At 67.7% G+C, this 22732-nt stretch carries 21 protein-coding genes and 1 tRNA gene; 12 read left to right on the forward strand and 10 right to left on the reverse strand.

Features of this window, described 5'->3' with window-relative positions:
* Positions 1-10 precede the first annotated feature (10 nt).
* Together A5757_RS06635 and A5757_RS06640 are read right to left on the reverse strand one after the other, a co-directional pair.
* Positions 11-1414, reverse strand: coding sequence for a wax ester/triacylglycerol synthase domain-containing protein (locus tag A5757_RS06635; protein WP_066830479.1), 1404 nt, complete (start codon positions 1412-1414; stop codon positions 11-13).
* 14 nt (positions 1415-1428) lie between these two features.
* Positions 1429-1833, reverse strand: coding sequence for a DUF5994 family protein (locus A5757_RS06640; RefSeq protein WP_369815917.1), 405 nt, complete (start codon positions 1831-1833; stop codon positions 1429-1431).
* A 361-nt stretch (positions 1834-2194) separates the two neighbouring features.
* Between A5757_RS06640 and A5757_RS06645 the strand changes: the two genes are divergently transcribed.
* Positions 2195-2704, forward strand: a complete 510-nt coding sequence (locus tag A5757_RS06645; RefSeq protein WP_066830485.1) for a DUF5994 family protein — start codon at positions 2195-2197, stop codon at positions 2702-2704.
* On the opposite strand, the gene A5757_RS06650 is transcribed toward A5757_RS06645, so the two are convergent.
* Entirely contained in the window at positions 2705-2902 is a 198-nt protein-coding gene (locus tag A5757_RS06650; RefSeq protein WP_066830488.1) for a hypothetical protein, read from the reverse strand.
* Between the two features lie 230 nt (positions 2903-3132).
* Between A5757_RS06650 and A5757_RS23875 the strand changes: the two genes are divergently transcribed.
* The 5 genes from A5757_RS23875 to A5757_RS06670 all read left to right on the forward strand — a co-directional run bounded on the left by A5757_RS23875 (position 3133) and on the right by A5757_RS06670 (position 7029).
* Positions 3133-3267, forward strand: a complete 135-nt coding sequence (locus A5757_RS23875) for a hypothetical protein (protein ID WP_255360351.1) — start codon at positions 3133-3135, stop codon at positions 3265-3267.
* A gap of 48 nt (positions 3268-3315) precedes the next feature.
* Entirely contained in the window at positions 3316-4548 is a 1233-nt protein-coding gene (locus A5757_RS06655) for an oxygenase MpaB family protein (RefSeq protein ID WP_066830491.1), read from the forward strand.
* A gap of 10 nt (positions 4549-4558) precedes the next feature.
* Positions 4559-5026: a hypothetical protein gene (locus A5757_RS06660; RefSeq protein WP_066830852.1), complete on the forward strand. Its 468-nt coding sequence runs from the start codon at positions 4559-4561 to the stop codon at positions 5024-5026.
* A gap of 111 nt (positions 5027-5137) precedes the next feature.
* Positions 5138-6070 carry a cyclopropane mycolic acid synthase family methyltransferase gene (locus tag A5757_RS06665; protein ID WP_066830494.1) on the forward strand — a complete coding sequence of 311 codons (933 nt, stop codon included), beginning with the start codon at positions 5138-5140 and terminating at the stop codon, positions 6068-6070.
* Positions 6071-6129: 59 nt separating this feature from the next.
* A complete protein-coding gene (locus tag A5757_RS06670; protein ID WP_066830497.1) occupies positions 6130-7029 on the forward strand; it encodes a cyclopropane mycolic acid synthase family methyltransferase in 900 nt (299 codons plus the stop codon).
* Here A5757_RS06670 and A5757_RS06675 read toward each other — a convergent pair.
* From A5757_RS06675 to A5757_RS06685, 3 genes are read right to left on the reverse strand one after another with little or no spacing between them, the layout of a single operon-like run.
* Positions 7022-7936 carry an NAD(P)-dependent oxidoreductase gene (locus A5757_RS06675; protein WP_066830499.1) on the reverse strand — a complete coding sequence of 305 codons (915 nt, stop codon included), beginning with the start codon at positions 7934-7936 and terminating at the stop codon, positions 7022-7024. The two genes, A5757_RS06670 and A5757_RS06675, sit on opposite strands and share 8 nt — an antisense overlap.
* 28 nt (positions 7937-7964) lie before the next feature.
* Positions 7965-9173 carry a KasA/KasB family beta-ketoacyl-ACP synthase gene (locus A5757_RS06680; protein ID WP_066830502.1) on the reverse strand — a complete coding sequence of 403 codons (1209 nt, stop codon included), beginning with the start codon at positions 9171-9173 and terminating at the stop codon, positions 7965-7967.
* A gap of 12 nt (positions 9174-9185) precedes the next feature.
* Complete coding sequence (locus tag A5757_RS06685) at positions 9186-11003, reverse strand: bifunctional serine/threonine-protein kinase/transporter substrate-binding domain-containing protein (RefSeq protein ID WP_066830505.1); 1818 nt, start codon at positions 11001-11003, stop codon at positions 9186-9188.
* Positions 11004-11325: 322 nt separating this feature from the next.
* On the opposite strand from A5757_RS06685, the gene A5757_RS06690 reads away from it, so the two are divergent.
* The 3 genes from A5757_RS06690 (at position 11326) to A5757_RS06700 (ending at position 15119) form a co-directional block, all read left to right on the forward strand.
* Entirely contained in the window at positions 11326-11856 is a 531-nt protein-coding gene (locus A5757_RS06690) for a MarR family winged helix-turn-helix transcriptional regulator (RefSeq protein WP_066830508.1), read from the forward strand.
* 145 nt (positions 11857-12001) lie between these two features.
* Positions 12002-14740, forward strand: coding sequence for a LuxR family transcriptional regulator (locus tag A5757_RS06695; protein ID WP_066830511.1), 2739 nt, complete (start codon positions 12002-12004; stop codon positions 14738-14740).
* Between the two features lie 73 nt (positions 14741-14813).
* Positions 14814-15119 carry a hypothetical protein gene (locus A5757_RS06700; protein WP_066830515.1) on the forward strand — a complete coding sequence of 102 codons (306 nt, stop codon included), beginning with the start codon at positions 14814-14816 and terminating at the stop codon, positions 15117-15119.
* Positions 15120-15641: 522 nt separating this feature from the next.
* Here the strand turns inward: A5757_RS06700 and A5757_RS06705 are convergent.
* Positions 15642-17012: an MFS transporter gene (locus A5757_RS06705; RefSeq protein WP_066830524.1), complete on the reverse strand. Its 1371-nt coding sequence runs from the start codon at positions 17010-17012 to the stop codon at positions 15642-15644.
* Positions 17013-17059: 47 nt separating this feature from the next.
* Entirely contained in the window at positions 17060-18406 is a 1347-nt protein-coding gene (gene hisD / locus A5757_RS06710) for a histidinol dehydrogenase (RefSeq protein WP_066830530.1), read from the reverse strand.
* Positions 18407-18649: 243 nt separating this feature from the next.
* On the opposite strand from hisD, the gene A5757_RS06715 reads away from it, so the two are divergent.
* A complete protein-coding gene (locus tag A5757_RS06715) occupies positions 18650-19636 on the forward strand; it encodes a LacI family DNA-binding transcriptional regulator (RefSeq protein ID WP_066830533.1) in 987 nt (328 codons plus the stop codon).
* Positions 19637-19673: 37 nt separating this feature from the next.
* Here A5757_RS06715 and A5757_RS06720 read toward each other — a convergent pair.
* Positions 19674-19756 (reverse strand) — tRNA-Tyr (locus A5757_RS06720).
* Between the two features lie 115 nt (positions 19757-19871).
* On the opposite strand from A5757_RS06720, the gene A5757_RS06725 reads away from it, so the two are divergent.
* Positions 19872-20363, forward strand: a complete 492-nt coding sequence (locus A5757_RS06725; RefSeq protein ID WP_066830536.1) for a YajQ family cyclic di-GMP-binding protein — start codon at positions 19872-19874, stop codon at positions 20361-20363.
* 90 nt (positions 20364-20453) lie between these two features.
* Complete coding sequence (locus tag A5757_RS06730) at positions 20454-21479, forward strand: NAD(P)H-dependent glycerol-3-phosphate dehydrogenase (protein WP_066830539.1); 1026 nt, start codon at positions 20454-20456, stop codon at positions 21477-21479.
* Here A5757_RS06730 and A5757_RS06735 read toward each other — a convergent pair.
* The gene (locus tag A5757_RS06735; protein ID WP_066830541.1) at positions 21476-22723 is read right to left on the reverse strand and encodes an EAL domain-containing protein; all 1248 of its coding nucleotides are present in this window, start codon (positions 22721-22723) and stop codon (positions 21476-21478) included. The genes A5757_RS06730 and A5757_RS06735 overlap by 4 nt on opposite strands.
* Positions 22724-22732: the final 9 nt, after the last annotated feature.

The raw sequence follows: 22732 nt of genomic DNA on the forward strand, positions 1-22732 counted from the left end.
GCCGCCGTCGTCAGGTCCGCAGGAATGACCTGCTGCTGTGGGCGGCCATCTCCGTGACCACCGATTGGCCCTCACCGCGCGGTGACGTACCCGCCGCCTCGACGAGTATGCGCACCGCATCGGCGATGCCGCGGGCGATCTCGTCGATGTCGGGAGAGTCGTCCGGGCATGCGCTCACGCAGAGGTCCATCGCCTCGGCCCGCGGTGTCACCGAGATGTTGACGCCGCACCCCGCGGTCAGCGGTGCGACGGTGTACATGCCGACGACGGCACTGTCGGCGCAAAACATGCTCGCCGGCCACTCGGGGAAGAACGACATGTTGGCGTGGCAGTTCGGCGTGCTCCACCGCGCGAGTCCGAGCCGGGTGTAGATCACGGCGGCCATCCGCGCCAGCCGTGGGGGCACGAGCGCCACGGCGGCGGCCAGATCCACTGCAGGAGAAACCGTTTGATCATCGTCGGCGGGCGCCATCGCAAGCCGCTCGGTCATGGTGTGCATCGTGGTCAGAACGCGCACCGGGTCATCGCGACGCACCGACAGACGCACAAGCCCGGCCGGCACGGCGATCGCGAGCGGCTCAGCGCCGCCCCCGCCGTGTCGCTGTGTCCACGCCTGCAGGGACAGCGCACATGCGGCGGACAGCACGTTCGCTTCATCACCGCCGAAGGCCAGACTCACCGCGCGCAGGTCAGCGGTGGGAATCGACACGAATGCCGTCGACCGTCGTTGCGTCCGAGGCGCTTTCGGCGCCGCGCGGCTACCGTCCTCGGTCTGCTCACGGCCTGAAATCCGGTCCCGGAGTGTGCGGATGAGGACGTCGGTCGCCATGAACACGCCGGCGACCTGGTTCTCGACCAGCTCGGCCAGCGTGTCGGCCGCCAGCCCGCCCGGCGACGGCGGTGGTTCGGTGGCCTCCTCCCGCGCCCCCGCGCGCCGGGTGCGCGGGTCGCCGGTGAGGACGCGCTTCCACATGGCCGTTATTCCAGCGCCACCATCAGCCAGAACGGGCGACAATGCCACCGCAAGGGCCCAGCGGCCGCCCGCGAGGCCGTCGATCGTCCAGGCGCACCACAGTGATCCCGCGCTCATTTTCGCGTTCGTCAAGTCGGTCAGTAGCGCGGTGAGCTCCCGCTCCCCGCCCGACGCCGGAACAGTCACCTGGCGCATCCGGCCGGCGGGGTCGAAGTCGATGATGTCTGCCCACACGGGTTGCCCGGCTCCGAAGGGTTTGCCGGCCAATCGGCTGCGGAAGCGGGCCGCGCGCGTCAGCGCGGAGGCGGCCCAGCTCCCGAGCCGCTCATGGTTCAGCTGAGCCGATGCCTCGAGGATCACCAGGGACACCGAGTGGGCCGGAGTGTTCGCCGTCTGCGTGTGCAGCGCAAGCGCGAGTGGCGCGGACAGTCGCGTAGGCATGTACGACGCTGCTCCTAGCGGTTCGCGGTGGCCCCACCGGCTGCGGTGGCCAGCAGCGACTCCACATTCGAGGCGTCGTCGGTGGCCGCTGCGGCCATCGCCACCATATGCGCCTGCTCCGCGTCGGTCTGCGGTGCGATCACCAGTAGAACGATGGATTGACCTCGGCCGTCGGAGATGCCAATAGTGTTCGCCGGTTGCCGCCGATAGCCGTCCAACTTGACCGTGTGTCCGTTGACGAGGATCTTGCGCGGCGTGTCAGACCAATCCCCGAGCCGGTAGCTGACCCGCTCCACGGAACCGAGCCGCACGGACAGTACCGCCAGCAGATCGGACAGCTCACGGGCCAGGTCAGCGCTGTGCGGCCACCATGCGCCGTCGACATATCCGGTAACCGGCGCCTTGCGCTTCAGCCACAACCGAGGTGTCTCTTCCGGCCCGTCGTAGCGGGCGCGAGAAGTGTCTGACTGTTCGAGTACTGCCATGGGGGAAATCCCGTCCGAGCTGCGAAAGCCCAGTGATGCGAATCGACGACGACACAGTCTCAAACGGATGTGCACGAGGTACCGCCGATGGGTACAGTCTACGCCCCCGCGGGCATCCATCCACGCCATTGCGCCACATCAGGGTGTAGCGTCGAGGTAGTGCGCCGCCATCCGGCTCGCCTTTCGACGCCCGCAGCCGTCGCGCGCCGCAACCAATCGAAGCGAGGGTGATTCACGTGGATGTGTTCTCGAAACCAGTTGCGAGGCAACGATTTATCGTCAAGGCCGCGCGAGTATGAGCGCCTTCGACCGCCAGGTGTCCGACCACCCCATCCGGCTCACCCTCGCCGACCCGTTGACCGGTGGCCTCGACGGCGCGTGGTGGCCGTACAGCCCCGCCATGGCCCGCGAGCTGCCCTATCTGGTCGACGCACTCGCGGACCGGCTGGGTGAGGTCGTCGATATCAACATCAACTGGTCCTCGCTCGAGGGCGCCCCCAACCTCAACTCGCTGCCCGCCCGCGGCATTCTGCCCGGCCAGAAGGCCCGGCAGAAGCGCGTCATCGCCGTAACCGGCAAGAAGGCCAGCGCGAATCTGCTGGTCGTGCCGTCGGGCACCAGTCGTGCCCTCGCCGTGATGATCCTGCGTCAGGCCGCCGATCTGCCCATCCAGTATCGCCACCAGGACAGCACCGCCTGCCGCGCCGCAGCGGAGATCGTGCACACCGCCCGCACCGAATGCGCACAACGCGCGGCCGCCAAGAGTGGCGCCGCGCCGCACGTGCCCGCGGTCCTGCTGGACTGATCAGCGCCGGAAGAACCCGCGCCTGCCGCTCTTGGCCTGGTCCCCTGCCACGTCGGACCACTCCTCTGCCGCATAGGTCAATGTCGTTGCGCCGGTGCGTTTCACGTCCAGGGAACCGTCGTCGCGTTTGACGTAGGTGTCGCCGAAGCGCATGTAGGCGACGGTGTCGCCTCCGGCGAGTGTGACGGTGACCGTCATGGTCGAACCTCTCGGTTGTGCGGCGATGTTGTGCGGTGAAACTGCCTCATGCACAGAAGATTCGAGTCGGCCGACCATGAGCAGAAGTCCCGATGACCGAGACCCCCTCGACGTTACGCCTCTGCGGCGCAATGCGGTTCCCCGCTTCGAAAGCGTAAGAACTCAACCACGACCGGGTAGGGTCGAAGCCATCGGGACCACCCAGGCCCCTTTTACCGAAGGGTCCGACGATGTCTGACAAGTCCCCGCGACAATCCATGTCCAAGAAGTCCGGAAAGTCCTTGAAGGAGAAGCGCGCGGCCAAGCACGCCAAGGCCGACAGCGCCTCGCAGGCCGAGGGCGTCCTCAACGCCAAAAAGCGCTGACCGCCACGAATCCGCCCGCGTAGGACGCCGGTGCGCTAAGACAGACCCATGCCGGCCCCCACCGCGTTCCGCTATCCGCCACCCCGCGGCCGCAGGACGCGCCTGCGCAACGCCCTGCGCACGCTCGGATTCGACCCCTTCCCCAGCGACCACGTCGCCCGGTTGTTCATCGGCGGCCTCAACGAGGGCGATCCCACCGCCGAACGCTTCGTCGCCGAGACCTACCACGGCGACCTGGGTGCCCGGAAAGCTCGCGATCTGGTGGAGACCGCGCAGCGCGACGGCGTCGACGCGGTGCCCGACGCGCCGGAATCCATGCGCGCGCTCTTCGAGGAGTTCGAACAGCTCCCGGACTGGGTCGACCCCGACCTCGTCGAACAGGGCGCCGCGGTCTGGCGGCGCTGGGCGTACGCGCTGGGCGCGCTCGGCAACGCCGGCACCAACGACACCTACACCGAGGGCTGGCTCGCGGTCCCGCTCTCGCTGAGCGGTGGATACGCCGGCGACCGCGCCCTGCACCGCTACCTCGAGACCTCCCGATGGTGGGTCGAGGTATGCCGGCCGGGGGCAGTCCTCACACCGAATTCACCGGCGCGCAACATCTCTCTGCATGTGCGGATCATGCACGTCTCGGTCCGCGACCGCGTCAAGAACCACCCCGAATGGGACGCCGGACGCTGGGGCCTGCCCATCAGCCAGTCCGCGATGCTGCTCACTCTCCTCGGCGGCAGCGTCGCGCCCGCCTTCGGCCTGTTCGCCCTCGGCCACCTCACCTCGCCGCACGAGATGCGCGCGGTGCTGCACTTCAACCGCTACTGCGGTCACCTCGTCGGCGTCCGGTGCGACGGGTACTTCCCCGAGACCATCGCCGACGCCTGGCGCATCCTGCTGATGGCCGACGCCGCCCGCAGCTACGACAGCGCGGACAGCGGCGCCGAACTCGTCGAGTCCTTCGTGCCCGCCTTCGCACCCGCGCCGGCCCACCGGGGCGTCCAACGGATCCGGGCGGCCTACCACTACCGGGTCCAGGCCGGCTATCTCGGTCTCTACATGCTGCCGTGGAACCGCCGCCGTTACCGCCTGCCCTCGGCGCTGCCCGGCATCGCGTTACTCGTCGCGCGCGCCCCGTTCATCGCGGGCGTCGAGATCGCCCGCCGCCTCAGCCCCGGCATCGACCGCGCCTGGCAGCACACCAACCACACGAGGTGGGAGCGCTGGCTCGAATGGCAATCCGCCGGAAAGGCTGCGAAGTTCGAAGCCGCCGCACCGCTGCGCCGCTAGCGTGAAAGCCATGCCCAGCATCGAAGCCGGCGAGCCGCCGGAACTCCTGTTCAAGATCGTCAATCCTGCGCTGCGTACCGCGCTGAAGACGCCGCTCGGCGCAGCCCTCAAACAGTTCATGGTCTTGGAGTTCACCGGCCGCAAATCCGGCCGGAAGTTCTCGATCCCGGTCAGCGCGCACCACCTCGACGGCGACCTCTACGCCATCCTCGAGGCCCAGTGGAAGTACAACTTCCGCGACGGCGCGGACGCCCAGGTCACGACCGGTGGCAGGACCACCCGGATGCGCGGCGAGCTCATCACCGACACCGCGGCCGTCGCCGACATCGCCCACCGCATCGCCCAGGACTACGGCCCCAAGAAGGCGCAGCTGATGATGGGGATGAAATTCGAGGGCGACACCGTACCGTCGCTGTCGGAGTTCACCGAAGCGGCCACCCGCCTCAAGGTCGCGGCCATCCGCTTCACCCCGGCCTGACCCGTGTGTCGGTGGAGGTCATCCCCCAACGGCACCTGACGAGGGCGTAGTCTCGGGCCCGAGCCGGCCTTGCCGGCACGTGACCCGACCCCGAGACGTTCAGGACGGACAGTGGCAGATACATCCAGCGCAGCCCCGAAAGCCGAGTCCAAGTGGCTCTCGAAGTCTGCCGCCGACACGCGCGGTTCGGATAAGAAGGAAGTTCAGTTCCACTACGACATCTCCAATGAGTTCTTCCGTCTGTGGCAGGACCCGAACCAGGTCTACAGCTGCGCGTACTTCGAGAAGGACGACTACACCCTCGAGCAGGCGCAGCTCGCCAAGATCGACCTGTCACTGGGCAAGCTCGGCCTCGAACCCGGGATGACGCTGCTCGACATCGGCTGCGGCTGGGGCAAGACGATCATGCGTGCGGTGGAGAAGTACGACGTCAACGTGATCGGCCTGACGCTGTCGGAGAACCAGAAGAAGCACATCGAGGAATTCCACTTCGCCAACGCCGACACCAATCGCAAGATGGAGGTCCGGCTGCAGCCGTGGGAGGACTTCTCCGGCGAGGTCGACCGCATCGTCTCGATCGGCGCCTTCGAGCACTTCGGCTTCAACAAGTACGACGACTACTTCAAGAAGACCTTCGACTGGATGCCCGACGACGGTGTGCAGATGCTGCACACGATCATCATCCCGGAGGATGAGGAGATCAAGGCGAAGAAGCTGCCGCTGACCATGTCGCGGGTCCGCTTCATCAAGTTCATCATGGACGAGATCTACCCCGGTGGCCGTCTGCCGCTGGCCTCGATGGTCAAGGAGCACGCCGTCAAGGCCGGTTACACCGTGACCCGCGAGCAGCATCTGCAGCCGCACTACGTGAAGACGCTGGACACGTGGGCACGCAATCTGGAGGCCAAGAAGGACGAGGCCATCGCAATCACCAACGAGGAGATCTACGAGCGGTTCCTCAAGTACCTCGATGGCTGCGCCGACCTGTTCCGCCAGGGCTACACCGACGTCGCGCAGTTCACCTTGGAGAAGTCACCCAGTTAGCCAAACTAGGCAATCTGCGTTATAAAACCAAGATCACAGACAGCAGGAGGAAGACGCAGATGAGTGAGATCGGGTCGGGGGACTCGGCTGGTACGAACACCGCGACGATGAAGGTGGCGTACGAGGACGTTCAGGCTCACTACGACATCTCCAACGAGTTTTTCGGGCTGTGGCAGGACCCCACCCGCACCTACAGTGCCGCCTATTACAAGCGTGACGACATGTCGCTCGAAGAGGCGCAGCTGGCCAAGATCGACCTGGCGCTGGACAAGCTGGGTCTCACCCCGGGGATGACGCTGCTCGACGTCGGTTGCGGCTGGGGCGCCATGCTCAAGCGCGCGATCGAGCGTTTCGACGTCAACGTCATCGGGCTGACGCTGAGCAAGAATCAGCAGGCCCTCGGTCAACAGGTCCTCGACGCCGTCGACACCTCCCGCTCCCGCCGCGTCCTGCTGCGCGGCTGGGAGGAGTTCGACGAACCGGTCGACCGCATCGTCAGCATCGAGGCGTTCGAGGCGTTCCCGAAGGAGCGCTACAAGGCGTTCTTCGACCTCTGCTACCGCATCATGCCCGGCGACGGCCGGATGGTGCTGCAGACGATCATGGGGCACCCGCTCAAGCGGTGGCCCGAGCTCGGCGTGCCGATCACGATGACCGATCTGCGGTTCATGCGGTTCATCGCCAAGGAGATCTTCCCCGGCGGTTCGGTGCCGTGCGACGAGGACGTCATCGAGTTCTCCACCAACGCCGGGTTCTCGGTCGAGAAGCAGGACGACCTCACCCCGGACTACGTCCGCACCCTGGCCACCTGGGCCGAGGCGCTGCAGGCGCACCACGACGAAGCCGTCGCGGTGACGTCCGAGGAGGTCTACGAGCGGTACATGAAGTACCTGCTGGGCTGCTCGGACTTCTTCAACCGCAACGTCAGCTACGTCGCGCAGTTCACGCTCGTCAAGTAGCCAGGCCGCGGCGTAGCTCCTCGAGCGCCTGCTCGAGGGTGACGTTGGGCCTCCACCCCCAGCGGTGCGCCCGGTCGGCGACGATCTGCCCGGTCCACGCCGGTTCGTCCTCGTAGATCGGTTGGACGCCCACCGCTCCGGTCACCGTGCCGAAGTAGTCACGCTGGGTGGCCGGACCGCCCGCGGCGTTGACCGGTGTGCAGCCGCCGTCCACCGGACCCTGCTCCGGATCGTCCGCGGTCGGGATCCGGCCGGTGGCGAGGTCGGCGAGCAGCACCGCGAGGTCGTCGACGTGGATCCAGGCGAAGGTCTTGGCCGCGACGGTGCGCCGGGCCGATTCGTTCTCCACGATGTCGTTGGGCCGCAACGTGTTCCAGATAGATGTCTCGCCCGGGCCGAGGATCGCCGGCGGTCGCACCAGGATGCGGGTGAGGCCGTCGACCTCGGCGAGGGCCGCGTCGGTGTCGCGTTTGGTCACCGGATAGTCGCCGCCGTCGTCGTCGACCAGGGCGGCCGACTCGTCGACGTCCCCCACGCCGGCCGTCCGGTCGTACACCCCCGCGGTGGACATGTGCACGAACCGCGCGACGCCCGCATCGCGAGCCACCCGGGCGATCACCGGCGTGCCCTCCACACCCACCCGGTGCTGGGTGGCGCGGTCGCTGCCCATCGGGTGCACCGTCGTCACGACGCCGGTCGCCCCCGCGACCACGCCGGCGGCGAATTCTGGATCGGCGAAGTCCCCGACGTGTTCCTCGACGCCGTCGATCGCAGGGGCGGCGCCTGCGCGGCGCACGACGGCCCGAACCGTCGCCCCCTGCTTCACCAACTCGGCACAGGTGCGTGCCCCGACGAAGCCGTTCGCTCCGGTGACGACCACGACAGGACTGGGTTGTTCATCGGTCATAGGACCACTGTTCCCGCTCGGCGACGAGTCAAGCAGCACCGAACACGAGCGCGACGTTGTGCCCGCCGACGCCGAAGGAGTTGCTCACCGCGTAGCGGTAGCGGCCGGGCCTGGGCACGTCGGTGACCACGTCCAGGTCGATCTCGGGGTCGACCTCCGTCACGTTCAGCGTCGGCGGCACCACACCGTCGCGCAGCGCCTGCACCGTCACCACGGCCTCGACCGCCCCCGCCGCACCGAGCGAATGTCCCAGCGCGGCCTTGGGCGCATACACCGTCGGGGTGTGGTCGCCCAGTGCGCGGCGGATGGCCCGCGCTTCGGCGAGATCTCCGAACCGGGTCCCGGTGGCGTGCGCGTTGACGAGGTCGATGTCCGCGCGGGTCAGGCCGGCCACCTCGATCGCGTGCGCCACAGCATCGCCCGCCGCTTCACCGTCCGGGTCGGGGTACAGCGGGTCGTAGGCGTCTGCCGTCGTCGCCACACCCAGGAGCCGCCCCAGGATCGCGGCGCCCCGGGCCTTGGCGTGCTCGGCGGTCTCGAGCAGCATCAGCGCGCCGCCCTCACCGAACACCATGCCGTCTCGGCGCGCGTCGAACGGACGGCAGGCGGTCGTCGAGAGCATGTCCGCCTGGGTGAACGCCCCCACCGGCACCGCCTCGATCACGGTCTCCACGCCGCCGCAGATCGCCACGTCGGCCTCCCCGAGCATCAGGTGCTGCCAGCCGTGCGCGATCGCCGCGGCACCGGACGCGTCGGCCATCACCGGGGAGATGACGCCGGCCTTGGCCGTGCGGTCCAGCCCGACCGCCGCGGCGGGCGCATTGGGCATGTACATCTGGACCGCCAGCGGCGACACCGCCCGCAGCCCTTTGGTCTTCCAGTCGTCGTACTGCAGCGCGATGTCCTCGGTGGACCCGAGCGCCAACCCGATCGACACCAGCAGCCGCCGCGAATCCACCTCCGGCGCCCCGGCCGTCGCCCACAACCGCCGATTGAGCACCAACGCCATCTTCTGCATGTACGAAAGACGGCGCAGCTCAACACGACTGAGATGTGCGTCGAAATTCTCGGTGAGCGCACCACCGATGCGGACCGGTGAGTCGAGTTCGTCGACGAACCACTTGTCCAACGCGCGGATTCCGCTGCGGCAGGCCAGCAGTTGACGCCAGGTGTCCTCCGCGTCCGGCGCGAGTGCGGTGGTGGACGCGACGGCGGTGACCACGACGTCGTCTCTCACTTCAGCTCCTGCTCAGCCCACCGCTCCGTTGATGACGGGTTTTTCGATCATGCCTTTCTCGACTCCCCACATCGTGGCGATCGTGCGGTACTCCCCCGTCGCCATCAGATGCTCGAGCGCCTGGCGCAGCGATTCGGCCAGACCGGAACCCTTGGCCACCGGCCACCCGTACGGCGCCGAGTCGAAGACCTCGCCCGCCGGTTCGAGGACTCCGCCCGAGGTCTTGATCGCGAATCCGGTGACCGGCGAATCGGCCGACATCGCGTCGATTTCCCCTGCCGCCAGCGCCGCGGTGACCTGGTCCTGTTCGGTGAACACCACCTTCTGCAGCGGCGGGCGTCCGGCCGCGACGCACGCCTCGCTCTTGGCCGGCAGCTCGACGGTGTCCTGGATGACGCTGTAGGCCACGCCGACCCGCAGACCGCAGGCGTCAGCCGGGTCGATCGACGAGCCCACCCGCTGCGCCCACAGGGTGCCGGCCTCGAAGTAGGTCACGAAGTCGACGAGTTCCTCGCGTTCACGGGTGTCGGTGATCGACGACATGCCCATCGTGAAGTCACCGTCGCGCACCGAGGGCAGCACGCTCTCGAACGCCGTCTCGCGGAACTCCGCGGTCAACCCCAGCGTGCGCGCCACCGCATTCATCAGGTCGACGTCGAAGCCGACGATCTCTCCGTACGCGTCGCGAAACTCGTTGGGCGCGTACGGCACGTTGACACCGATCAACAGCCGTCCGGTCTCCCGGATCTCCGGGGGCACCGTCGCGGCGATCGAGGCCACCGCGCCCACCGCCGTCACCGGGGTCGCCGTCGCGGGGTCCTCTGCGACCACCACCTGCCGCGGTGCGGGGGCGCGCTCCGGCCCGCTGTTGAGCTGCCACGCCACCGACGCCGCGACCACCGCGAGCACCACGCCGGCGCCGGCCACCGTGAAAACCCGCCGCGAAATCCTGCGGCGGGCAGACACTTTCGGCCGCCGCGCGGAGTGCCGGCCCGAGCGCACCGACAGCCGCACCGGCGCCGCCAGCGCCCGGCGTGCGGCCGTCGCCAGTTCCGCCGCTGTCTGATAGCGCTTTTCGGGTTTCTTGGCCATGCCCTTGGCAATGACCTCGTCGAAGGCGGCGAGTTTCGGATCCTTGGCCGACGGGCGCGGAATCGGTTTCACCATGTGGCCGGCCAGCTGCTGTTCGAGCGAGTCCGCCGGATACGGCCGCACACCGGTCAGACACTCGTAGAGCACGCAGGTCAGGGCGTAGATGTCCGAGCGGGGATCGATCGTGCCGCCGTTGAACCGCTCGGGCGCCATATAGGCCAGCGTGCCCAGCGTGCTGCCGGCCGTCGTCATCGCGGGATCGCCCGCGGTGCGAGCGAGGCCGAAGTCGATGAGATAGACGAAATCGCGGTCGGTGATGAGGATGTTCGACGGCTTCACGTCGCGATGGATGAGCCCTGCGGCGTGCGCGGCGTCCAGCGCGGTGGCGACCTGTTCGATCACCTTGACCGCGAACGCCGGCAGCAACGGTCGGTCGGTCTGCTGCAGGATCGAGCCCAGATTGCGGCCCTCGATCAGCCGCATGTCGAGATAGAGCCTGCCGTCGATCTCCCCGTATCCGTGAATCGGCACCACGTGCGGGTCCTGGACGCCCGCGGCGGCCTGCGACTCGCGCCGGAATCTTCGCTGGAACGTCTCATCCTGGGCCATGTGGGCGGGCAGGACCTTGACCGCGACGACGCGGTCGGTGTGGGTGTCGTAGGCCTGGTAGACCTCGCCCATCCCGCCCCGGCCGATCAGCTTCTGCAGCTGGTAGTGCCCGAATGGTGTCGCGTCCACCGTTGTACTCCTCGGCAGCGGCCAGTCGGTGTGTCGAGGTGAAACTACAACAGGTTTGCCGAGAGCACGCGCCACTCGACAGATGCAGCCCGTTCGCGGTTCCGGGTCTCGTTACAGATGCAAGAACCGAAACCGTAGGGGAACCCCCGATTCCTCATTTGCGTCGCAAGATTGACACTGACGACAAATAATGTTCAGGGGGAACGGTCGGCCATGCGCCGGCCGTGAATGTCACAGGGGGGAATGAAAGGTGCCACAACAGCTCGCAGACATCGAGGTCGGCGTCGACGGCGATACTGAGAGAGGTAGCGACTACAGAGCCATGACCAGGCACAATCGTGTCGGATCCAGCGGCGGCCGGGTCCAGGTCACGCCCACCGGGCGCACGCCCAGCAGCATGCCGGGACTCGACATCGCCGAGCTGAAGTCGTGGCAGAACTACATCGATGCCGCACTCCGGCTGCAGGCCCGGCTCAACCACGAGCTGAATGAGGGCTACCGCCTCACTCTCGAAGACGTCCGGCTGTTGCACGCGCTCGACCGCTCCGAAAACGGCGCCGTGCGGATGGGCGAGCTCGCGCAGGCTCTGGTGTCCACGCCCAGCCGGATCAGCCGCCGGGTCGACCGTCTCGAGGCCAGGGGCCTTGCCCACCGGGCCACCAGCGACCGCGACGGCCGCTTCGTCCTCGCCGAGATCACCCCCGAGGGCCGCAGGCTCCTCGAGAAGGCGATGGCCACCTACGCCCAGGGGGTACGGGACTGCTATCTGGCCCCGCTGTCCCGACCGCAGGTCGCCGCGATGGCCGAGAACTGCAGGCGCATCAACGCCGGCCTGGCGCCGAACGTCGGCTGACACTAATTAACGATCACGCTTATTTGCGCACTTATGGCCGTGCGAACGCGAGATTCGCTTGACATAGGGTGTGACCACGTAAAGTAGCGCGCAATGTTCTGGTGTCGAAGCGACAAGACCTTTGCCCATTTGCGATCATTCGACGGTGGAACCCGAGCCCAACCCGTCGACCGAGGAGTCAGCCGTCGCGGCATTCCTCGCCGAGACGGCGCTGGGGTCCGCCGGACTGATCATCGAGGGCGAAAACGGCATCGGGAAGACCCGCCTGTGGTTGGCCGCGCTCGACGACGCCCGCTCCCGTGGCTACCGCGTGCTGTCGGCGCGCGCCGGCCAGGCCGAGACCTCACTGGCATACGCAGTGGTCGCCGACCTCCTCGACGACGTCGACGCCGCGGCGGCCCTGCCCGCCGTGCAGCGCCTCGCACTGGATCGCATCCTGTTACGCACCGAGGTCGCCGGACCCGACACCGACCATCGAGTGGCCGCGGCGGCGGTGCTCAACACCATCGAGCGGCTCTGCGCGGATACCCCGGTCGTCGTGGCGATCGACGACGCCCAGTGGCTCGATGCCGAGAGCCGCGAGGTGATCGGGTTCGCCGCCCGGCGGCTGACCGGTCGCGTCGGAATTCTGCTGACCGAGCGAGCGGAGACCAGGTCGTACAGCACCGCCTGGTTGCAGCTGCCCCGCGGCGAGCATCCGCGGCGGCACCGGGTTCCACCGCTGACCCTGGGCGGACTGCACGCCATGCTCTCCGAACGGCTCGGCCGCTCGTTTCCGCGCCCCACGCTGATTCGCATCGCCGAGACCTCCGGCGGCAACCCGCTCTATGCCCTCGAACTGGCCCGCGCCATCAGCGAGCACACCGAGGCCGGAGAACCCACGCTGCCCGCCACCCTCGCTGACGTCGTCCGCCGCCACATCGAAGGCCTCGACGACACCGTGCGCGACGTGCTGCTCGCGGCGTCGTGCGTGGCTGCGCCGACCGTCGATCTGATCGCGAGCGTCACCGACCGGGCCTCGGACCGGGTCATCGAGCTCATGGAGGTCGCCGAGAGCGAGGGCATCGTCGAGATCGACGGTTACCGCATCCGATTCACCCCCCCGCTGCTGGCGCGCGGCGTGTACTCCGAGGCCGGGCCGGCGCGGCGACGCCATATGCACCGACGGCTCGCCGACGTCATCGCCCATCCCGAACTCAAGGCGCGCCACCTGGCACTGGCGGCGACCAGACAGGACGACGACACCCTCGCCGCGCTGGACGCCGCCGCCGAGGCCGCCCGCACCCGCGGGGCGCCCGCCGCCGCGGCCGAACTGCTCGAGTTCGCGATGCGCCTCGGCGGCGACACCGACCTGCGGCGCCTGCAGGCTGCGGCACACCACTTCACCGCCGGGGACAGCGAACGCGCCGACGCGCTACTGACCGTCACCGTCCCCCGGATGCCCAGCGGCCCGCTGCGGGCCTTTGCGCTGATTCAACTCGCCGCCGTCGCCCTCGACGACCACGGGTTCGAAGAGGCGAAGGAACGGCTCGCCGAGGCGCTGGCCGACAGCGAGAGCGATGTCGACCTCCAGGTGTTCTGCCTGCTGATGCTGTCGCTGGCGCAGGGCACCTCGGGCGACGACGGGGATTCGCTGGCCAGCGCGGAGCAGGCGATGGTGCTGGCCGAGCGGAGCGGGCAGCCCCAGCTGATCGGCCAGGCGCTCACCGTGCGGGTGATGACGAGGTTCCTGCACGGGTTCGGGGTGGATGCGGAGGATCTGGATCGGGCGCTCGACCTCGAGGACGCCGACGCCGAAGTGCCGCTGGGACTACGGGCCCGGTGGGCCGCGGCGTTGCTCATGTCGTGGACCGGCCGCCTCGACGAGGCCCGCGACATCATGAGAGGGATCGCGCGCTACTGCCTCGACCGCGGTGCCGACCGCGACCTGCTCGTCATCGCCAATCACACCGCGATCGCCGAACTGTGGTGCGGCCACCTCGACAAAGCGACCCGGCTCGCCGACGACGCCGTACAACGGGCCGAACAGCTCGGCGGCGACCACCTGCGCGTCATCGCCGTCGGCGTCCGCGCCACCGTCAGCGCGTACACCGGAGACGTAGAGGCGGCCCGCGCCGATGTCGCGCTGGCGCTCGAACTGGCTGAACGGTGTGATTCAACCCCGCGGATGAAGTGGTGGGCCCAGGCGGTACTTGCGTTTCTTGAGGTGTCGCTGGGCCACCACGCCGAGGCCGCCGCGGCGCTGGAACCCGTTCTGCAGGTGTACGCGAGGACGCCCGGCACGGAGATCATGACCGCCTGGTTCGTGCCCGATGCGGTGGAGGCGTTCGTGGCGATCGGCCGGGTCGCGGACGCCGAACCGCTCGTCGCCCGACTCGAGGCCGACGGCCGCCGGCTGGACCGGACGTGGATGCTCGCCGTCGGCGCACGCTGTCGCGCCCTCGTGCTGGCTGCCACCGGTGACGTGGATGCGGCGGCCGCTGCGGCATCGGAGGCCATGGCTCATCACGAGCGGCTGACAATGCCATTCGAAAAGGCGCGCACCGCACTGGTTCTCGGACAACTCCAGCGTCGGCAGCGACGGAAGGAGGCGGCTGCCGCCACGTTGGGCGGGGCGCTGTCGACCTTCGAGGAGATCGGGGCCCGCCTGTGGGCGCAGCGGGTGCGTACCGAACTCGTCCGGGTGAACGTGCGCCCCAGCCGCGACCAGGGCCTGACCCCGTCCGAACACAGGGTGGCAGAACTGGCTGCGGGGGGAATGAGCAACCGCGACATCGCGGCCGCCCTGTTCATCAGCGTCAAGACCGTCGAGGCGAATCTGGGACGGGTGTACCGCAAACTCGGGGTGCGCGGCCGGGCTTCGCTGGGGCGACACTTCGGCTGACCGCCGCGCGACGGCATATAGGAGTAGGGCAAACCCCAATTCGTCGCCGTGCAAATGTCTTTAGCGTGAAACCATGCTCACCGCCGACGCACCGTCGTCCTGTTGTCTGGCGGAGTGGTATCTACCCGACCTGACCGACGAGCTGATCGACATCTACGTCGCCCGACTTGTGACGGCGTCGGCGGCCATGCGCGCTGAGGGCGCCGACGTCCATCTGATGCTGACGGTGGCCGTGCCCGGCGACGAGGTGCTCTACGGCGTGTTCGACGGCTGCGATCCCGAGACGGTCGAGAGGACATGTGAGCGCGCCGGTCTGACCCCGGAACGCCTCAGCGGGAAGGTCGGCACGCGCATCCTGCACGCGAGTGAGTCACCATAGGGGAATCCCCGATTCCTGCGTCGTTGTTCCGGCGGATGCTGTACGAGCGCTCAGCCGCCCGGGGGATGCGGCTGGCGCAGCTTGTCTACCTGCCGACGGGGCGGCAGGTAGACAAGTATCACCCTCGCGGGCCGCTTCGTCGAGAATCGAAATTCGGCGCCATGCGAATGCGCGAAATTGCCGTAAAGTGCGCATTGTTCGAATGCAAGCAGCGTAAGTCGGTATACGAATAATTCGCTGTAGGGGGTACGCCTTGACCGAGGTCGATCAGCTGTGGAAACAGGTTCGGCGTCGCCTCAGGCATGTGCGCCGAGACTTCCGAATTCGGCGGGAAGAGGCTCATCCGGCCGTGGGATTCGTCGCGGTGGGACTGCTCATTCTGGTGACGATTTCGGCCGTGGTGTACGCGCTGTCGCTATAGCCGAATTCGCAATGTCGGTCTCACAGCGTTGTCATGGATATATCTGCATGACGCAGCTGTGAGACCGACATTGCGATCGGACTGCGAGGAATCCCGAGCCGCTATCCGCGGAACGGCACCGCCGGCGCGACTCGGTCGGCCTGATCGTCTGTCAATTGCGCGTCGATCTCGTCGAGCTCGAGATGCCTGCGATCCTTGGCGAACGAGATGGCGACCATGGCGATGATGGTCGTGAGGATCGCGAATCCGGTGACCATCCACAGTGATCCGTCGGCCCACATCACCATGGCCGCGGCGAGCGCCGGGGTGAAGCTGGCCAGCAGGATGGACGCCATCTGGTAGCCGATGGAGATCCCGGAGTACCGCACCGCGGTCGGGAACAGCTCGCAGTACAGCGCGGGCAGCGGGGCGTAGACCATCGCGTGTCCCAGCGCCAGGAAGACGGTGACGCCGACGACGATGCCCCACAGCTCTCCGGTGTGCACCAGCGCGAAGATCGGCCACGTCGTCACGACGATGAGCGCGCCACCGATCAGGAACGTCTTGACCCGTCCGATGCGATCGGAGAGGCGGCCGAACACCGGGATCATGATGATGTTCGCCGTCGCACCGATCATCGATGCGATCAGCCCATAGGACCGCGGTGCCCCGAGATTGGTGGTGACGTAGGAGAGCACGAAAGTCGTGAACAGGTAATAGTTCCCAGCTTCGGCGAAGCGGCCGAAGATGGCGATCAGCAGCGAGCGCTTGTGGTCACGGAACAGCACGACCGCGGGCGCCTTGCGCTTCTCGATCTCCGCCTCCATCTTTGCCTTCTCCTCCAGGAAGGCCGGGCTCTCGGCCGCCCGCAGGCGGATGTAGAGACCCACGAATGCCAAGACGATCGCGAGCAGGAACGGGATGCGCCAGCCCCACTCGTCGAAGGCGTCCCCGGAGATCCAGGACGACAGCGAGACGACCGCGGTGCCGAGCAGCAGACCTGCCGACACACCGATCTGTGGCCACGAGCCGAACAGGCCGCGTTTCTCGCGCGGCGCGTTCTCCACGGCGATGATCGCCGCGCCGCCCCACTCGCCGCCGACCGCGAAGCCCTGAGCGAGTCGCAGTACGCAGAGCAGCAGCGGTGCGGCGACACCGATCTGGGCGTAGGTGGGCAGGAAGCCGATCGCCGCGGTGGCCACCGTCATGATCGTGAAGGTCATGATCAGGGTGGCTTTACGGCCGATCCGGTCGCCGAGGTGCCCCGAGACGAAGGCACCGACGGGCCGGGCGAGGAAGCCGACGCCGAAGGTCGCCAGCGAGACGATCTGACCAACCGCGCCGGGCAGATTGGGGAAGAACAGGTTGCCGAAGACGAGCGCTGCGGCAGTGCCGTAAACCGTGTATTCGTACCACTCGACGATCGCGCCGATGGTGCCGGACTGCACGGATCGCCGGCGGAGCTGCTCCGGCGTCAGGGTGGCGGTGGCCATGATTCTCCGATCGATGATGCTGAGGTTTTGGTGCGGACCCGGCCGCGCTATCCGGCGAAGTCGTGGTCGGACCAGGCGAGCTTCTCGCCCCGGTATTTCGCCGCCCGCACGTCACCGGAGCGAGCATGGCCCTCGAAGAGCTCCACACGGGCGGCGCGCCCGCACAGCTCGCCGAAGAAGGCGCTCGACTCGGTGTTCGTGACCTCCTGGTAGGTGACGGTGCGCAGGTACTTGCCGACCCACAGGCCGCCGGTATAGCGGGCGGCACCGCGCGTCGGAAGGACGTGGTTGGTGCCGATCACCTTGTCGCCGTAGGAGACACAGGTACCTTCACCGAGGAAGAGGGCACCGTAGTCGTGCATCTTGTCCAGTGCCTCACGGGGGTTCTCAGTGAGGATCTGGACGTGCTCGGAGGCGTACTGGTCGGCCAGTGCGTAGGCGTCGTCCAGCGTCTCGACGACACGGACCTCGCCCCAGTCCCGCCATGCCGGCTCGGCGAAGTCGCGAGTGGGCATGTCGACCAGAATCTTCTCGATGTGTTCGATGACCTCGCGCCCGAGGTCCTCACTGGTGGTGATCAGCACTGCGGGTGAATCCGGGCCGTGCTCGGCCTGCGACAGCAGGTCGACCGCCACGATGAACGGATCGGCGTGCTCATCGGCGACGATGAGCACCTCGGTCGGACCGGCGAACAGGTCGATGCCGACCTCGCCGAACAGCTGGCGCTTGGCCTCGGCGACGAACGCGTTGCCGGGGCCGGCGAGCATGTTGACCGGGGCGATGGTCTCGGTGCCGACAGCCATTGCGGCGACGGCTTGGATGCCGCCCAGCAGGTAGATCTCGTCGGCCCCGGCCAGATGCATCGCGGCGATCGTGGCGTCGGGCACCTCACCCCGGATCAGGGGTGTGCAGGCGGCGACGCGCTGCACGCCGGCGACCTTCGCAGTCACGATCGTCATGTGCGCGCTGGCCAACAGCGGGTACTTGCCGCCCGGGATGTATGCGCCCGCCGCCTGGACCGGGACGTTCTTCTGACCCAGGAAGACGCCCGGGAGCGTCTCGATCTCGAAGTCGGACAGCGATTCCAACTGCTTCTGCGCCATCACGCGGACCTGCTGCTGGACGAATTCGATGTCCTCGATGACCTGACGCGGCACCCGGGCGATGATCTCCTCGAGCTGCTCGGGGGTGAGCAGATAGCTGTCCGCCGAGTACTTGTCGAACTTCTCCGAGTATTCGCGCACGGCGGCGTCGCCGCGGGTGCGGATGTCGTCGATCACGCTTTCGACGGTGGACCGGACCTCGGCCGTGCTCCCCCGCTCGACGCTTTCCCGCAACGGGGTCTTGAGGTCTTTGGTGGGGATCACGTTTCGTGGCGCAGTGGCGGTCGTCATGAATCTCCTTGAATCGGCTTGTTCGACCGGATCTCCGGCCTGGATCACTCGGCGTGGCGCTTGTGCTGCGCGTCACCTGCCCGACCGAGTGTATTCGTATGCATCCATGATCGCAAGTAGCATGAGTTGACCCGCCAAAAGGCTGTATTGAACTGGTAGTTTGTAGGCGCAACAGTGTGTTTTCGTATCCAAATCAGATGTGGCGGATAGCCTCGACGAAGCAACACCGGAGGATGACCACGAATGCCGACCAGCCACGACGTCGCTCGCCTCGCCGGCGTCTCACAGGCCACCGTGTCTCGGGCCCTGAGCGGCGGCAGCGTGAGCGCGGCCACGCGCAAGAAAATCCTCGAGGCCGCCGCCACCGTCGGATACGTACCGAATCTCGGGGCACGCGCGATGAAGACCGGCCGGGTCAACACCGTCGGGGTCGTCGTCGCGGATCTGAAGAATCCGTTCTATCCCGAGATCCTCGACGCGCTGACGTTCCATCTCGACGCGGCGGGGCAGAAGGTCACGCTGTGGAACTCCGACGGACCCGGTAACGACGCCGCGCTCGAGGCCATCAACGCCGGCTCCGTCGACGGGGTCATCTTCACGACCGTCACCGAGGCGTCGGCGCCGCTGCGCGCGGCGCTGGACAAACACAAGCCGGTGGTGCTCATCAACCGCACGGTCGAAACCCTCGGATGCGACCAGGTGTCCAGCGACAACGTCGCGGGCGGTCACGCCGTTGCCGAGTATTTCCTGACCCACGGTCGCCGTGAGATCGCTTTCATCGGCGGACCTTCCGCGGCGAGTACGGCGCGAGACCGGTTCCGCGGATTCGCCGAGCGACTCGGGTCGGCGGGGGTGCAGTTGGAGCCCGACCGCACGTTGGTCGGGTCGTTCAGTCACGATTTCGGCTACAACGCCGTGATCCGGCTACTCGAGGGTGCACAGCGTCCCGACGCCATCTTCTGCAGCAACGACCTGATCGCGTTCGGCGCACTCGACGCCGCGCGGGCCGCCGGGGTGGCGGTACCCGAGGACCTGTGGATCGTCGGCTTCGACGACATCGCGATGTCGGCCTGGCCGGCCTTCGACCTCACCACGGTTCATCAGCCCAGCCGGGCCATGGCCGAGGCGGGGGCCCAGGCGCTGCTCGATCGCATCCGGCAACCGACCGCGCCCTATCGGACGCTGACGTTCCGCTGTCATCTGGTGGTGCGGGGTTCGACGGGTCCCTAGACACGTCAGGCCCCCTCGAAAGGGGGCCTGATCAGTGTGGCAGGTACAGGATTCGAACCTGTGTAGGCGTAAGCCGACGGATTTACAGTCCGCTCCCATTGGCCGCTCGGGCAACCTGCCTCTTCGATCGCACCGTCCTTGCGGATTTGGTGCGACTAGCAGGGTACAACGAGGATGGGCCGAAGACGAAAACGCCTCAGGGCGGCAGCCGAACCAGCAGGAAGGGAGCGAGTCCATGGCGGATTCCAGCTTCGACGTCGTCAGCAAGGTCGATCGCCAGGAGGTCGACAACGCGCTCAACCAAGCCGCCAAAGAGCTGAGCACGCGCTTCGACTTCCGCGGCACCGACACCACCATCGCCTGGAAGGGCGAGGAGGCCATCGAGATCGTCAGCTCCACCGAGGAGCGGGTGAAGGCCGCCGTCGACGTGTTCAAGGAGAAGCTCGTGCGCCGCGACATCTCCATGAAGGCGTTCGACGCCGCCGACCCCCAGCCCAGCGGGAAGACCTACAAGGTCAACGGCACCATCAAAGAGGGCATCACCAGCGAGCAGGCCAAGAAGATCACGAAGATCATCCGGGACGAGGGCCCGAAGGGCGTCAAGGCGCAGATCCAGGGCGACGAGATCCGCGTCAGCAGCAAGAAGCGCGACGACCTGCAGACCGTCATCGCGCTGCTCAAGCAGGCCGACCTCGAGGTAGCGCTGCAGTTCGTCAACTACCGCTGACGAGGACTGCGTCGGTACCGGCGGGCGACTCTCGGGTAGAGGCCACCGAATCGACCTCTCCCGCGCATCAGTCGCCCTACGCTGAGCGCCATGGCACCTGCGCAACGTGAACCCAATGTCGTTGTTCTCGGTGGCGGATCCTGGGGCACCACCGTGGCCTCGATCTGCTCCCGCCGCGCCCCCACCATCCAGTGGGTGCGTTCGGAGGACACCGCCAAGGACATCAACGCCAACCACCGCAACTCGCGCTATCTCGGCGACGACTGCGTGCTGAGCGAGACACTGCGCGCCACCACCGACTTCACCGAGGCCGCCAACTGCGCCGACGTCGTCGTCATGGGGGTGCCGTCCCACGGCTTCCGCGGCGTCCTCGAGGAACTCGCCGGCGAGTTGCGCCCTTGGGTGCCCGTCGTCTCGCTCGTCAAGGGCCTCGAACAGGGCACCAACAAGCGGATGAGCCAGATCGTCAGCGAAGTGCTGCCCGGCCATCCGGCGGGAATCCTCGCCGGCCCCAACATCGCCCGCGAGGTCGCCGACGGCTACGCCGCCGCCGCGGTGCTGGCCATGCCCGATCCGCATCTGGCCGCCCAGCTCGCAGAGTTGTTCCGCACCAAGCGGTTCCGCACCTACACCACCGACGACGTGGTGGGCGTCGAGATGGCCGGCGCGCTGAAGAACGTGTACGCCATCGCCGTCGGTATGGGCTACTCCCTGGGCATCGGCGAGAACACCCGCGCCATGGTGATCGCCCGCGCGGTCCGCGAGATGTCGAAACTCGGCGAGGCCATGGGCGGGCACCGCGACACCTTCGCCGGGCTCGCCGGTATGGGTGACCTCATCGTCACCTGCACCAGCCAGCGCAGCCGCAACCGCCACGTCGGCGAACAACTGGGTTCGGGCAAGTCGATCGACGAGATCATCGCGGCGATGAATCAGGTCGCCGAGGGCGTCAAGGCCTCCAAGGTGGTCATGGAGTTCGCCGACGAATACGGCATCAACATGCCGATCGCGCGCGAAGTGGACGGCGTGATCAACCAGGGGTCCACCGTCGAGCAGGCCTACCGCGGTCTGGTCGCCGAGAAGCCCGGCCACGAGGTGCACGGCCAGGGGTTCTAGAGCAAGCGGTCGAGCATGTTGCGCGCGGCCTCGGTCACCAGCGTGCGGTCGTAGGTGATCGCGAACTCGAACCGGCGGTCCCCGTCCGCCGGTTCGGATTCCCCCGGCTCCGGTTCGAGTTCCCGCGCCAGCAGCGCCACACAGTGGTGCGGTCCGAGCACCACCACCGTCCACTCCGCGCACAGCGGGTCCGCCGAATTCAGCGAGACTGCACGGACTTTCGGATCCGGCTCTTCGGGCAGCCCCTCGGCGAAGATCGCCACCAGCGGGCAGGTGCGCGCCAGTTTGCGGTACTGGTTGCGGGTGCGGGTGGTGTAGTGCTCCGCGTGCTGCAGCGCCGCGAACACCATCGGCGGATCGGCCACCAGCATGGCCTGACTCTCGATGTGCCGGGTGAACGCGTGCAAGGTCTCTTTGCGCGCCGTGCGGACGGGCACCCGGCCCGCGATCAGATCGAACGGCGATCCGGCGGCCGGCGCCTGGCCGCGGCCACGATCGGGCACCACCCACGGGGTGGGCCGCTGATCGATGAGCGACCCCGCGCGACCGTAGCGGTAGCCCTGCCCCAGCGAGGCGCCCAGGCCCAGCGCCTGTTCGAGGTGCTCCTCGGTCTCGATGCCCTCGGCGAGGATCACCGCGCCGGTGCGTTCGTGGTGGGCCAGCACTGCCGACAGCGTGCGGGCCTGATGGACGCGCGGAGGGAACTGCACCAGGTCGATGTCGAGTTTGATGACGTCCGGACACACCACATCCAGCAGCGCCAGCGAATCCGGGTGCACGCCGATGTCGTCGAGCGCAACGGCGAACCCGTCGGCTCGCAACGCCGCCGCCTTGCGCAATACGGTCCGCGGGTGGGCGAGCAGATCGCGTTCGGTGAACTCGAACATCAGGTTCAGCGCGGAGTGGCCGCGGTCCATCACCTCGTCATCGGCCCGGCCGGTGTACGGGGTGCCCGGCTCACAGTTCACCAGAAGCAGGCTGCCGGCCGGCAGTTCGCTGTCCAGCGCGCCGCGGATCGCAGCGTCGATGCAGGCGCGGTCCAGGCGGTCGAGCCGGCCCGTGGCCACCGCACGCGCGAACACCGCATCGGGACTGGGATGGTCGAGGTGCGGCCAGCGGGCCAGCGCCTCGAAGCCGACGACCCGGCCGTCGTCCAACGACACGATGGGCTGGTAGGCGGGCACGATCCCGACGCCGTCGACCGCGGCGTCCAGGGTGTCCTCGGAATCAGTTCTGATCGTCATACTCACTGC

The sequence above is a fragment of the Mycobacterium sp. 852013-51886_SCH5428379 genome (assembly GCF_001665575.1).
In the GTDB taxonomy this organism is placed as follows: Bacteria; Actinomycetota; Actinomycetes; order Mycobacteriales; family Mycobacteriaceae; genus Mycobacterium.

What these genes read in the sequence shown, in the direction of transcription:
- A5757_RS06635 (WP_066830479.1), bottom strand. Translation starts at nt 1,414, where the DNA reads ATGCCTACGCGACTGTCCGCGCCACTCGCGCTTGCGCTGCACACGCAG.
- A5757_RS06645 (WP_066830485.1), top strand. Translation starts at nt 2,195, where the DNA reads ATGAGCGCCTTCGACCGCCAGGTGTCCGACCACCCCATCCGGCTCACC.
- A5757_RS06650 (WP_066830488.1), bottom strand. Translation starts at nt 2,902, where the DNA reads ATGACGGTCACCGTCACACTCGCCGGAGGCGACACCGTCGCCTACATG.
- A5757_RS23875 (WP_255360351.1), top strand. Translation starts at nt 3,133, where the DNA reads ATGTCTGACAAGTCCCCGCGACAATCCATGTCCAAGAAGTCCGGAAAG.
- A5757_RS06655 (WP_066830491.1), top strand. Translation starts at nt 3,316, where the DNA reads ATGCCGGCCCCCACCGCGTTCCGCTATCCGCCACCCCGCGGCCGCAGG.
- A5757_RS06660 (WP_066830852.1), top strand. Translation starts at nt 4,559, where the DNA reads ATGCCCAGCATCGAAGCCGGCGAGCCGCCGGAACTCCTGTTCAAGATC.
- A5757_RS06670 (WP_066830497.1), top strand. Translation starts at nt 6,130, where the DNA reads ATGAGTGAGATCGGGTCGGGGGACTCGGCTGGTACGAACACCGCGACG.
- A5757_RS06675 (WP_066830499.1), bottom strand. Translation starts at nt 7,936, where the DNA reads ATGACCGATGAACAACCCAGTCCTGTCGTGGTCGTCACCGGAGCGAAC.
- A5757_RS06690 (WP_066830508.1), top strand. Translation starts at nt 11,326, where the DNA reads ATGACCAGGCACAATCGTGTCGGATCCAGCGGCGGCCGGGTCCAGGTC.
- A5757_RS06700 (WP_066830515.1), top strand. Translation starts at nt 14,814, where the DNA reads ATGCTCACCGCCGACGCACCGTCGTCCTGTTGTCTGGCGGAGTGGTAT.
- A5757_RS06705 (WP_066830524.1), bottom strand. Translation starts at nt 17,012, where the DNA reads ATGGCCACCGCCACCCTGACGCCGGAGCAGCTCCGCCGGCGATCCGTG.
- hisD (WP_066830530.1), bottom strand. Translation starts at nt 18,406, where the DNA reads ATGACGACCGCCACTGCGCCACGAAACGTGATCCCCACCAAAGACCTC.
- A5757_RS06715 (WP_066830533.1), top strand. Translation starts at nt 18,650, where the DNA reads ATGCCGACCAGCCACGACGTCGCTCGCCTCGCCGGCGTCTCACAGGCC.
- A5757_RS06725 (WP_066830536.1), top strand. Translation starts at nt 19,872, where the DNA reads ATGGCGGATTCCAGCTTCGACGTCGTCAGCAAGGTCGATCGCCAGGAG.
- A5757_RS06730 (WP_066830539.1), top strand. Translation starts at nt 20,454, where the DNA reads ATGGCACCTGCGCAACGTGAACCCAATGTCGTTGTTCTCGGTGGCGGA.
- A5757_RS06735 (WP_066830541.1), bottom strand. Translation starts at nt 22,723, where the DNA reads ATGACGATCAGAACTGATTCCGAGGACACCCTGGACGCCGCGGTCGAC.